The sequence below is a fragment of the Lysobacter silvisoli genome (genome assembly GCF_003382365.1).
Taxonomy (GTDB): domain Bacteria; phylum Pseudomonadota; class Gammaproteobacteria; order Xanthomonadales; family Xanthomonadaceae; genus Lysobacter; species Lysobacter silvisoli.
The window spans coordinates 780,494-792,818 of record NZ_QTSU01000002.1 but is presented as its reverse complement, the minus strand read 5'-3'; the positions used below and the strand labels follow the sequence as shown (position 1 = coordinate 792,818).

Genomic DNA, 12,325 nt, shown 5'->3' with positions numbered 1-12,325 from the left:
AGGCTCGTTCAACTCGAAGTGCAGACAGAAGCGTGCGTACGCTGATCAGGCCAAGTTTGCGTTTCGATTACGGCTGGCCAAGTTGGCGGTGTTTATCAGCTTTGGTCCACAGCCGGGACCCATAGTTGCCGCCAAGAGGAATATGTAAGCAGCTATGCCGTTCCTCGCGCGGCTACTTGCCCTCTGCCTTCGCCAGTATCTGCAGGAGCATCGCGGGCACAGTGCCTTCGGCCTTGAGTGTGGCTGATCGGTATGCAGTTTGATTCTTTGCGAGAGTGATGCCTGCCGAGACTTCAACGTTGTCACAAGCAGTTATCCATTCACTCCACTGGGCCGACAGGAACGATTCGAGGTGGTCCTCAAAAATAGCGACCTCCTGAGCAACAATGGTGGATGGAAAATCCTCTTCGGTTCGACCAAAGTATCTCAGTGCAGCACGATTCGCAGCAACGTGACCCCTGCGCTCATTATCAATCTTGTCTTGAGACTTTCCATTGGCCCTCGCGCGCATTTCAAAGCCGCAATCCGCATCGAAGAGCGCGAAGGCCGGGATGCCCATCGACGTCAGGATCGCGTGGGCCAGAAGGATCAAAGTCTTGCCTCCTGCGGGAACTATCGATACGCCGGCAGCCTCAAGCGAACCCACAGCTGTCTTGTCGCCAATGCCGTAGAAAACGGACGATTCTGTTACGCCTTCCACGATGAAGGCGCGATGCGAGAAAAGCGCCACGGCAAGCTGGTTTGCAACTATGCCATCCAGCCCGCGAACGACAGCATCCGCGTTCATTACCCCATTTAGCTTGGTCTTGACGTCGGCAACAGTAGCGAAGTGGACAGTGACCACAGGGGTCTCGTCGACTGATCTCGTCAGTCGCCTGACTTGATCGAAATGTCGAGCCTCAAGGAAGTAGGGGCTATGAGTCGCGTAGGTAACCTGGATACGCTTGCTAGCGTCCTCTGCAAGTGACCTAAGTACTTTTGCAAAGGTCTGGGCCTGAATCGGGTGTTGATAAAGCTCGGGTTCCTCAATTGCCAGGCAGATGACACCCTCAGCCGACGCCGAACCTGATTGTGCTAGAAGTTGGAGCGCGGAGATTAGAAGCGTTCGCTGAAATCCGTGCCCCTGTCGCTCCACGGCGGTCTCGGTTGTGCCATCGAGAACTGCCACATCGAATGTGGTTCGAGGTGCCTTTAGTTGCACCTCAGCAGGGGCAACTGTGATGGCCCGGCCAGGTGAGTAGGACGTGACCACCTCATTGAGCTGTGTCGTCATGGACTCGAGCTGCGCCTTGAACTTCTCTTCGTAGACTTTTTGCTGCTTTGCGCGCGATTCCTCGACGATTTGTGCGATCGCCTCATCAGCGGCTGCGCGATCAACTGAACGTTCAAGGATTCGACCGATGATGCTTGACTTCCCGTCGAGCGATTCCTCGCTCGCCCGCAGGTCGGCTGTGACCAAGACGAAGTCAAAAAGGCCACTCATCTTTCCGCCGCTGTTAAAGCCGAAGAAGTTCGTCTGTAGAAGCTCTGGCGCTTCAACGAGTTGGTTGGTGTGACCAGCCTCCCAGGTCGTCATCGCTTGGTTGGCAGCGTCGACACTGGTCCAGGCCGGGAGGCCAAGCGATGGGTCCGAGGTTCGTAGCTCGTTGTAAGCGGACTTCTTGTCGGCAGCGGATCCCTTTCCTCGGATCGCGTTGAACGGCGTGTAGCTCTTCGAGTTCGCAGATAAGCTCTCGGTCCCGTCTGGGCTGCGACGCTTCCATGCGGTGAAGGTTGTGACCCCTGTAGGGGCGTACTTGCCGAGTTCTTCACGATCCCTGTCGGTGATGTCAGTGAATGTGATTTGAACTTCGATGCTTTCGTCAGTCGCACCGAAGGAGCAGTCCTTCTCCGTCAGGGAGCCGGGCTTTCCGTTGAAGTACCAATCAATGGCACGAAGCACTGTTGACTTGCCTGCGCCGTTCGGCCCAATGAACGTCGTGACGGAGTCGAAGGGGATCGTCACATCCTTCAAAGTGCGGAAGTTCTTGATACGAACGGATTGGATCTTCATGTGGGTCTCATGCCCTTATGCCTTTTGCCAAACATTCGAGTCGCGACTTCCGACTCGCTGCGGTTAACAGAGCCTCTCGCTGGAACGACTCGGTGAGGTTTCAACTATGTGGGCTGTCAACGCAGCCTATAGCAGTGCTCCTGGTGGAAGTTCGCTGGACTCATACACCGCGAGAATGAAGTCTGGCGGGAGCTGCCTGCTCGTATCGATCGCCGCCCTGTACGCTTGGACAAGGTACTTGGACACGGGAAGGCGGACCTCGAAGACCCTGGCAACGGTGCCCGCCATGTACTCATCGCGAACTAGTTGGGCTTGCGCAGCATTCAGGTGTGGGTGCGGGATCAAGCGAAGGGTGATCAGCGTGTTCCACGCCTTGTCTTCTGCTGCTTCTGGCAGAGACGAATGCGCTGGATCGTCTACTCGGCTGATCCGACCGAGGTTGAAGTCACGAAACTCCTTCGCTCTGTCGCAGTACGCACGAACGTGCCAACGCGGTCCGGCTTGGATGAAAGCGTGGGGCCGGATCGTACGTTCGTGTACTTCTGGATTGTTGAGCGATCGATACTCGATCTGAACCTGCTTGCCCTCGCGAATCGCGGTGTGGATTCGAGAGAACGGCCCGTGCTGGATATGCGTGGCGTGCTGTTCGGCAGAGATCAGCTCGACGCCCGCTCGCAGTCCACGTAGGGCGAGCGTGCCGACTAGGGCTTCGTACTCATTGAATCGACCATCCGTGAGCTGTGGGCGCGCGTATGGCGTGACGACGTAGGCTCGGGCGCCGGTGTCGTACTGGCAGTTGTCGGGCACCAAGTGGGCGTAGGCGGCCATGTCGCGACTGAGGACGGTGCCGTGGACGTCGAAGATCTCGGCCAGCCGCGGTCGGGAGACCTGGCCCTCCCACAGCAGCAGAATCTCGACCGCTTTCAGGCGTTCTTGGTGGCCGCGGGGGGTCTTTGCCATAGCGCCGAAGTGGGCTGGGGGTTTCCGGTAGCATAAAAGTATCGGACGTTTTATGCTACCTATGCCGTGACCGGGGACCCGAGGCTCCAAATTGGACCAGGAAGCTGTCGCACCGCTGTTCGATCGACTGCCGGAAGGCATCTTCCGGCCCTTGGGCGTGGCTAACAGCCGCCACTACTGGGACGTTCTGTCGAGGGTGATGTCGACGCTCTGGGGCGACGACGGTCGCGCCCCGGGCGAAGAGGTGTCCAAGACCGTGGTGGTTCGGGTCATCGAGTCGTGCATCGTGGCGAATGATCCCTGGGACGGCGAGCTGCAGACCCCAGTGGGCGTGCTCAGCCACATGATCTTCAAGACGCTTTCCGAAGCGGGATGGTTCTCGGTGCGGCGCCGCGGCTTGGTCGATATGGTCACAGTGAAGCCGCGGATCGGCATGTTGTTCACGATACTCAACGAGTTCGCCCGGCAGGAACCCGAGTACATCGGCGGCCAGGTGCGATCGATTCTGCTCAACTTGCGCTCGGTCACCGAGGACAGCAGCGATCCCAATGCCTGCAGCGCCTACCAGACCGCTGCCAAGCAGGCCCGGCAGTGCATGGCGCACATCATCAATACCGGGTGTCGGGTGCAAGACTTGATGGACGGCCTGGTGGAGTTGGAGTCCGCACGCGACTTCGTCCATGGCTTCTTCACCGACTTCGTTGAGCGGGTGTACATCGCCGACTACAGCGAGCTACGGACCCGCAACCATCCCCTGCAGTACCGCGGCCAGATCATCGAGAAGACTTATGCGCTGCAGGATGACGAGGCTTCGCGTGAGCGACTGGTCAGCTGGTACGTCGAGCACATCGGCAAGGGTGATCGGGAGCGTGGGGAGGCTGCCTACCGGCGTGATACCCACCAACTGCTGCGCCTGAACAACATTGAGGATCACCTCGCCCGGTTGGACGAAGAGATCAACATCGCTAACCAGCGGGCGCTGGCGCTGATCGAGTACAAGCTGCGCGCCCCGAAACACCTGGACAAGCTGATCAGCCGGGCGTGCGCCGCGTTGGCGGGGATGGAAGAGGGTCACCCTGCGTTGCCCGGCGATGCCGGCGGCGTGCACTGGTCGGCGCTCGCGCTGGCCAAGCCCCGCAGGCCCTCCAGGGAGCAGGTGGCCACCGCAGTCGAGGCGATCGAGTTGTCGGATGAGGAGTTGGCGATGGAGTGGCTGCGCCGGCGCATGGTCGAGAACCGCAAGGTCACCGCCGTGCAGCTGGCCAACTATGTCGCGCGGATGCTCGACGACAAGCAGCGGGTGGACTCGGACGCGCTCGAGGTCGGGTCGATCAACGACTTGTGCTGCTACCAACGCCTGTTGCTGATCGCTTCGCGCGACGACGCGCCTCTGCAGTTGCGTCGGCACGACCCCGTCATGCAGATGCTGCGCGGGATCCGAGTGAGATTCGAGGATGAGCGCATGACGAACAACGATTACATGACGCATCGACGTTTTGTCGTCGAACGTGAGGGAGTGTGATGGCCAACTGGGAGCGACTGGCGGCACAGAGCAACGGGCTCTACGAGGAGCAGGATTACCAGCAGGCGGCCTATCGCCTGATGATGGAGCAGGTGATCTACGCCGGCGACCGCGGCGGACGCGTGCCTTATGAACTGGTGACTCGCCACCTGGGGGCTTTCCGCGACGTGTTCGAGCAGTTCGGAATGACGATTACCCATAACCCGCACCATGGCTACGTCGTCGTCATCCCACGCCACGCCTTCGGTGCCCGGATGCGGCTGGAGGAGACGCGGTTGGCGCTGCTGCTGCGACGGGTCTACGACGACCGGATCAACGCGGTCGACATCGTGGACGGGGAGGCCTTTGTCACCCTGGAGGAGCTTGAGCAGCTCTACAAGGATCTGCTGGGCAGGCAGTTGCCTGATCGGGGCGAGATGCGCGAACTGGTGCGCTCGCTCAAGCGCAACGGCATGGCCCGCGAGATCGAAGCGGCAGACGACCAACCCTTCCAGATCGCGATCCGCCCGGCGATCACCGACATCCTGGGCCAGACCGCGCTGCTGCAGCTAGCGGCCTACGGCGTCGACTCCGAAGTCGTCGAAGAGGAGGCCGACGATGAAGCAGCTTGAGTCGATTGGTCTGGTCCAGTATTTCCTCTACACCCGGCAAGATCTTGATGTCGGTTGGAACACGGCTTTCCTCGGGCCCAACGGTACCGGGAAGACGGCACTGCTCGATGCATTGCAGATCGTGCTGCTGGGCGCCGATCGCAACCGGATCCATTTCAACGCCTCGAGCGAAGGAAAGCGCCGGGCCCGCAGCCTCCGCGACTACTGCCTCGGCGTGTATGGGCAACGGCCGAGCGACGTGTGCCGGGACTCGGCCAACACCTATATCAACTTGGTGTTCCGAGATCCCGATACCGGTGTGGCGGTGACCGCCGGCGCCGCCCTGTCCGCGACCCTGGACAGCCAGGATCACACTTTCCACAGCCTCTACATCCTCCCCGGCGTCGCGCTACGCACCGAGCAGATGATCGAGATGCAAGGCGGAAAGGAGATGGTGCTGCCCTGGCGACGGATGCAGCACGAACTTGCCGATCGCTGCAGGGAGGTTGGTACCACGCCGGTGTTCACCATCAACGGCGAGGAGTTCTCCCGGCAGTTGTTCGGCGCGCATCTGGCCGAGCGCGGCGAGTCGCCGAACTATCGGGCGATCCGCACGGCTTTCGCCCGATCGCTCAAGCTCAACCGCGACGTCGACGATCTCAACGAGACCCTGCGCAGCCACCTGATCGAGGCGCGACCGACCAACGTCACTCAGTTTCGGGCCAGGCTGGACCAGTTCCGAGAGATCCAGCGCACGATCCAGGAGCTGGCCGAGCGCTTGGCCGAGGCCGAGGCCGTCGAAAAGCAGTACCGCGCAGTCAGGCAGCACTTCGTCAAGGCCGCCAACTACGGTTATTTGAAGGCCGTGTACTCGTCCGAACGGCTCGGCGAACAGGTCGGCGAAGCCGCGGACATGATCGAACATCTCACGCAGCAGGAGACTTCGGCGAAGGCGGCGCTGAGCAAGGCGGAGGCCGATGCCGCGGCGGCACACAAGCGACTGGTGACGGCGGAGGTCGCGCTGAACCAGGATCCGGAGTACCTGAGTCAGTTGGGCAGCAGGAAGGAACTGGACAAGAGTCGAGAGGATCTGGGTGGGTTGCGGGTCGGGTTCAAGGACGAGCTGGCCCGGCTGGGCGGCACAGTGCGCCGCTTAGTGGGCAACAAGGACCTAGCCGATATGCAAGGTAGCGGTGCGAAGGCGCTTGAGTACCTGTCCGCATTGACCCAACACGTGGGGCGGGAAGAGGAGATCCAGCCAGAGGACACTCTGGTGTTGGCCAACGCCATCGGTGCGCTGCAAGAAGCTGTCGATGATGTGCGGATGGAGCTCGCCCAACAGTCGGTCGAGGCGAACCAGGCGCTGGCCTTGGCCAAGGGCGACATCGCTCGGGCCGGCTCCGGTCGGGCGCCGCTTAGGCGCGAAGTGGCAGGTCTGCAGGCCCTGCTTGAGGAGGCCGACATCCGCACCACGCCCGTGTGCGATCTGGTCGAAGTTAAGGATCCGGAATGGCAGCCGGCCATCGAGGCCTACCTTGGGCGGAATGTCGACGCTTTGTTGGTTCACGATCCGGCGCAGGAAACGGCCGCGGTAGATCTCTACCGACGCAATCGTCGGGATATCTACGGCGCAAAACTCGCTCTGAGCACGCGTACCCGCCCGTGGCAGGCCCCCGGTGGGGGCAAATATGCTGCCCAGCTGATCGCCGGCGGCGACAAGGGCGCCGTGCGCTTCCTGCAGGGCGAGCTAGGCAAGGTAGCGCTGGTGGACAGCAGTGAGGAGCTGCGCGTGGGCCATAAGGCGCTCTCGCGTGATGGCATGGTCAGCTCTGGCGGCGGCATCGATCGCCTGCGCCTGTTGCCGACGGCAGGCCTGCGCATCGGTGGGCTCAGCAATGATGAGCAATTGCGGGCGGCGCGCGAGGCGCTGCGGAAGGCGGATGAGCATTACGAGGCGGTCAAGCATCGGCTGCAGTTGGTGGTGGACATCGGTCAGGCGCTCGCGTCGGCTGGCGACAGCGACACTATCCAGAAGCGTCTCCAGGCGACCGTCAGCCAGATCGTGAACCAGCAAGCCGCGATCACCCAAGTGGAGACAATCGTCGAAGCGGGTGCCTCCGGTGGCGTCGCCGCGCTTAAGGCTGCGGCAGCGGACGCGGCGAAGGAACACGAGGCGAGGGACACGGCCAAGATCGCCGCCTCGAACGAATTGACGCGGATTGGATCGGCCTTGGGTGGCATGCGCGGACAGCTCGAGCGGCTTGAGCGCGAACAAATCGACGCCCAGGTGGCTGAGTCGGCCGCACGCCAGAACCCACTGTGCGACCTCAATGCGGCCGAGGAGCTTCGGCAGGCAGTGGACGCCAAGACTGAGGAAGATGCGGCGGCGGCAATCGCCGAGTGCACCAAACAGCACGAGGACAGCACCCGACACGGCAACACCGCAAACATCAAGGCGTGGGGTCTCATGACCACGTACCTGGCCAACTACCAGCTCGAGAACCACGAGATCCGCGACCAGGATTGGCAGCAGGCCCAGTCTATGATCCTGGCCGAGATCAAGCGGATGTCCGAGTTGGAATTGATTGAGAAGAAGGACGAGGCCGATCGTGCTTACGCCGCCGCGGTAGACGTCTTCCGCTCTGACGTGGCTCACACCTTGCTCAACGGCTTCGACGCGATCGAGGAGCAGATCAAGGGGCTGAACCGGATACTCGACAAGGCGCCGGAGTTCACCAACGGCGAGCGTTACCAGTTCAAGGCCACCAAGGTCGACCAGCACCGGAAGCTCTACGAGTTCCTGCAACGCGTGCGGGAGATGGGTGAGAGTGAGGCCACGCTGTTTGGCGGCTCCGGTCCCATCCCGGAGGAATTCCGGCTGCTGGTGGAAGGCGATGGCAAGGGCTCGCCGCTGCAGCTCGAGAACAGTCCGCTCAACGACCATCGGTTGTTCTTCAGCTTCGACGTCGACATCTATGCCGGCGGCGAGCTGAAGGGGAAGCTCAGCAAACGGTTCGGACCCGGCTCCGGTGGCGAGCACCGCACGCCGCTCTACGTCATATTCGGTGCCGCGCTGGCTGCCGCGTTTGGCAAACCGGCGGGCACGCCGGGGTGCGGCGGGTTGATCATGTTAGACGAGGCGTTCGAGAAGATGGATGCCCAGAACGTGCGCGCGACTGCCGAGTACCTCAATGCCCTCGGACTGCAGATGGTCATCGCCGGCCCGGAATCGGACCAGGCAAAGATGTCGTCGTTCCTCGACGTGTATTGGGACATGGCGCGGTTCGGATCGAAGCGGATCCAGCTGTTCCGCAACGAGGTGAAGCCGGCTGCCCGGGAGTTGCTGGCCAGCGACATCGTCGCCCTGCATCCGGAACTGATGGAGGAGGCTTTGGCCGAGGTTGCGGAGCCCGCAGGTGGCTGAGGGGCGTCGGCCGGTGCTGTGTGGGTGGGTGGAAGCCGTCCTGCGCGAGCAGTTGCAGCGCGGCGAAAGGAAGCGGGTAACCGGATCCACGGCTGCCCCGCAGAAATCGAACCTCACGGCCACCAGCTCGATCTACTGGCGACAGGGCTTTGACGAGCGTATGCGCGGCCACGAGCAGATCCAGAGTGCGGTCAGGCGAGGCGCGGTGGTGGCGGGGTGGGGCGACCAAGGCGGCGAGGATCGACCCCTTGAGTGGGTGCGCGTGCGCGACGTGGATGTGTTGGCCGACCTGCTTGGCGTGAGCACGAACGTGGATCAGCTGCAGGCCGCCAAGGAGGGGCTGGCTTCTTGGCTGGAGCGCTACCCGCGTCTGAGCGAGGTGTTGCTGGCGTGGGCGGCGATGCGCCGCGTGCGCCTCATGGGGCCAGACTCTTGGAACTCGTGGCGAGATGCCCTGCACGTACTCGATGCCTTGGCAGCCAGACCAGGCGAGGATCAGGTCATCCGCGTGCTCAGTGGACGCCTGTTTTCGGATACGAAGCGGATCGAACAACTGCTACCGCAACTCGACGTCCTATCGGGAGAAGGGCTGGCAAGCCGACCACGTGGCAAGTGGGAAGTGCTCAAGACGCTCGGCTTGGTCAAGCAGCCGCTGCCCCTGATGGTCGCCGGGGTGGGCACCATCCTGATGCAGGAGGGGCCTGACTGCACAATCGCACGGCCTTACGTTGGTGTAGCACCGCGTAACGTGTGTGGCCTGGCGGCTACGCCGACGTGGGTACTGACGATCGAGAACCTGACGACGTTCCACTTGGTCGCTGAAGCGATGACAGGCAGAACGGATGGACTGGCAGTGTTCACCGGTGGCATGCCATCGCCGGCATGGATCACTGGTTTCCGTCGCCTCACCGAGAAGCTCTCGCAATCAGCGACGTTTTACCACTGGGGAGATATCGACGTCGGTGGTTTTCGGATTGCGGCTCGATTGCGGGAGGTCGCGGTGTCGGAAGACGTGTCGCTGCAACCATGGCTCATGGATGCAACAACGCAAGTCGGTGGAAAAAATGTGTCTGATTCGTTACGCGATGCCATGAGAGCAGCGGCGATCCGTGCGGGATGGTCAATGCTTCAAGAAATTCCAGCATTGACATTGGAGCAAGAGCTGGTCGAAGTGAAGCTGCCGAACTCTGAAAGAAAGCAAGGAAAGTCACCTGATGGCGAGTAAGTTCACTTGGATTCCCGTGTTCAAGGCAGTGGCTGCCTGGGTAGTCGACTACGAGACTCGACAGCCAGAGTTGGTCGGAATCCTCAAGGAAGTCGGCATTGATGCCGGTCTCGATGACAAAGACGAGACTGGGAATTCGATCTCTTTGCAGGAGATCGATCCGTTCACTTTCTTCTGCATGTTTACAAAGTACGGGATTGAGAAGCGGAAGCAGCTGTTCGCCAAGCTAATTCAGGTGGCAGAACTGAATGTGCCGCCACCGTCAGACTTTGATGGCGTCCCGACCGCAAATGCCATGAAGGTGTGGATGTTCCCGTTCAAGGCGAACCGCCAGGACTGGATGATCCCCACACTTTGGAAGCTCTTCGGGCAAAGCAAGGCAGAGCTCGACTCGGAGACTTTTGCACGCGCGCTACAGGTCCCAGGCACCGGATTCGCTAAGCTGACCGAGGCGTTGTTCTACGTGGACCCTGATCGCTATTTCCCGATCGACGGGCAGACCCGTCCTTGGCTTGAGGAAGCGGGTGTTCCCATTCCAAAAGGAACCCTGCCTGCATACATGAGCGCCCTGGACGAAGTGCGCAAGCGTTCGAATAAGCCGTTCGCACAGTTGTCCCACGACGCATGGGAGAAGAACCAGGACACGTCTTTTGACGCTCAGGTAGCAACAGACTACCTACGCAGCCGCTTCCCCGACACCTACAGTGGCACTGCGCACGTCGCCGCCTACCGCACGCCGACGGGGCGGCAACTGGCCTTCGATCCAGGCGTTAGTCCCGTCAAGAAGTCCACGCTGCAGGTCTTCCTCGATGCGCGTCCGCCGCAAGTTCCGGACGATCGGGTGGGTGAGTATCCGCCGGAGAAAAGCCGCAACCACCATCTGGGTAGTCATGCGCCGCGTCTGGCCGCCGGCCAGCAGGCCTACACCGTACGTGTGTCTTCGTTGCCGGAGCTGGTCGAACTCTGCGACTGGTACGAGTCCAAGCCTGGCGAGCAGTCCACTCCTTCGTTGCAACCATTGCCGCTTATGACAAATCAGCCGCTCAACCAGATCCTCTACGGCCCGCCGGGCACCGGCAAGACCTTCGCCACCATCAACAAGGCACTGGCGATACTCGACCCTGATTTTGCCGGGAAGCACGCTGGCAGTCGTGCAGCATTGAAATCACGGTATGACGAGCTGGTTGCCGAGCACCGAATTCGCTTTGTTACCTTCCATCAAAGCTTCAGCTACGAAGATTTCGTCGAAGGGTTGCGCGCCGACAGCGAAGGGGGCGTCTTGCAGTACCGGGTGGAGCCCGGCGTCTTTAGAAGCATCTGCGATGACGCCCGCGGTTCGGCCCAGGTCGCATCCGATATCGGTGTTCGAGAGGATGCGCGCATCTGGAAGATTTCCATCGATGGCACGGTGACCCCGAGTCAGACGCGCAATTACTGCTTCGCCAATGGCGAGGCGAGAATCGGCTGGAGCGCAGTGGGCGATCTGAAGAGCGAGCACCTGGTCGAGGTACCCGCTTATGCCAGCCTTGGCACCAACGACCGTAGCTCTCTGAGAGATTTCTCGCAGGAGATCGAGCCTGGCGACGTCTTGCTTTGCATTGGTTCGGAAGACCAGTTCCAGGCCGTCGGTGTCGTCCAGGGTGGCTATGAGTACCAGGCGACGCCACCTGCTGGCGTACGCCCCGATTACGTCAATGTGTTGCCGGTCCACTGGCTGGCTAAGGGCCTTTCACTGGACATTCGTCCGCTCAACGGCGGACGCAAGTTCACCTTGAAAACTGTGTATGAAATGGGTCGCTTTGGCTGGCCAGAGCTTGCCGACTATCTGGAAGCTTCGTCCATCAAGCTGGACGGCGCCGCGCCAGCCCAGCAGTCCAAGGGACTGCCGCACGTGCTCATCATCGACGAGATCAACCGCGGCAATATTTCACGCGTGTTTGGTGAGCTAATCACCTTGATCGAGCCTTCCAAGCGGAAGGGCACGGACGAAGCGCTGGAAGTCATTCTTCCGTACTCCAAGAAGAAGTTCAGCGTTCCGAACAACGTCTATCTGGTCGGCACCATGAATACGGCCGACAGGTCCCTGGCTGGCCTGGACATCGCCCTGCGCCGTCGCTTCAAGTTTGAGGAAATGCCGCCACGACCTGACGCCTTGTCAGGCAAGAACGTTGCCGGTATCGATCTGCAAGAGCTCCTGGTCACCATGAATCGTCGTATCGAGGTTCTGCTGGGACGTGACTACCTATTGGGGCATGCCTACTTCCTTGATATCGACAATCTCGCCGGGTTGTCTGACGTGTTCCGCCGGCAGGTACTTCCCCTGCTACAGGAGTACTTCTTCGAGGACTGGCAGCGCATCGCCTGGGTTATGAACGACCAGGCCAAACCGGACGACGCCCACAAGTTCCTGATCAAGGAAGTCGCCAGTCTCGGCGATGTCTTTGGTGCGGGCGTGGACCTTCCGCAAGGCAACGACTTGTGGCGCATCAATGACAAAGCTTTCGACAAGTCCGAAAGCTACGCCGGCATCCTCAGCGCCGGCTGACCACCA

General features: G+C 61.0%; 7 protein-coding genes. 5 read left to right on the top strand and 2 right to left on the bottom strand.

Features of this window, described 5'->3' with window-relative positions:
- Window positions 1-172: 172 nt before the first annotated feature.
- Both DX914_RS14755 and DX914_RS14750 read right to left on the bottom strand, forming a co-directional pair.
- Window positions 173-2,053: an ATP-dependent nuclease gene (locus DX914_RS14755; RefSeq protein WP_115859991.1), complete on the bottom strand. Its 1,881-nt coding sequence runs from the start codon at window positions 2,051-2,053 to the stop codon at window positions 173-175.
- Window positions 2,054-2,179: 126 nt separating this feature from the next.
- The gene (locus DX914_RS14750) at window positions 2,180-3,013 is read right to left on the bottom strand and encodes a helix-turn-helix transcriptional regulator (protein WP_158549334.1); all 834 of its coding nucleotides are present in this window, start codon (window positions 3,011-3,013) and stop codon (window positions 2,180-2,182) included.
- Window positions 3,014-3,104: 91 nt separating this feature from the next.
- On the opposite strand from DX914_RS14750, the gene DX914_RS14745 reads away from it, so the two are divergent.
- From DX914_RS14745 to DX914_RS20620, 5 genes are read left to right on the top strand one after another with little or no spacing between them, the layout of a single operon-like run.
- Window positions 3,105-4,535, top strand: a complete 1,431-nt coding sequence (locus DX914_RS14745) for a Wadjet anti-phage system protein JetA family protein (protein ID WP_115859987.1) — start codon at window positions 3,105-3,107, stop codon at window positions 4,533-4,535.
- Window positions 4,535-5,146, top strand: coding sequence for a DUF4194 domain-containing protein (locus DX914_RS14740; protein WP_115859985.1), 612 nt, complete (start codon window positions 4,535-4,537; stop codon window positions 5,144-5,146). The genes DX914_RS14745 and DX914_RS14740 overlap by 1 nt, the downstream gene beginning before the upstream one ends.
- Complete coding sequence (locus DX914_RS14735) at window positions 5,133-8,549, top strand: SbcC/MukB-like Walker B domain-containing protein (RefSeq protein ID WP_115859983.1); 3,417 nt, start codon at window positions 5,133-5,135, stop codon at window positions 8,547-8,549. Before DX914_RS14740 ends, DX914_RS14735 begins: the two co-directional genes overlap by 14 nt.
- A 28-nt stretch (window positions 8,550-8,577) precedes the next feature.
- Entirely contained in the window at window positions 8,578-9,774 is a 1,197-nt protein-coding gene (locus DX914_RS14730) for a Wadjet anti-phage system protein JetD domain-containing protein (RefSeq protein WP_158549332.1), read from the top strand.
- Window positions 9,764-12,319: an AAA family ATPase gene (locus tag DX914_RS20620; RefSeq protein ID WP_231118283.1), complete on the top strand. Its 2,556-nt coding sequence runs from the start codon at window positions 9,764-9,766 to the stop codon at window positions 12,317-12,319. Before DX914_RS14730 ends, DX914_RS20620 begins: the two co-directional genes overlap by 11 nt.
- Window positions 12,320-12,325 lie beyond the last annotated feature (6 nt).

Coding starts and splice junctions, on each gene's coding strand:
- DX914_RS14755 (WP_115859991.1), bottom strand. CDS start 2,053: ATGAAGATCCAATCCGTTCGTATCAAGAACTTCCGCACTTTGAAGGAT.
- DX914_RS14750 (WP_158549334.1), bottom strand. CDS start 3,013: ATGGCAAAGACCCCCCGCGGCCACCAAGAACGCCTGAAAGCGGTCGAG.
- DX914_RS14740 (WP_115859985.1), top strand. CDS start 4,535: ATGGCCAACTGGGAGCGACTGGCGGCACAGAGCAACGGGCTCTACGAG.
- DX914_RS14735 (WP_115859983.1), top strand. CDS start 5,133: ATGAAGCAGCTTGAGTCGATTGGTCTGGTCCAGTATTTCCTCTACACC.
- DX914_RS20620 (WP_231118283.1), top strand. CDS start 9,764: ATGGCGAGTAAGTTCACTTGGATTCCCGTGTTCAAGGCAGTGGCTGCC.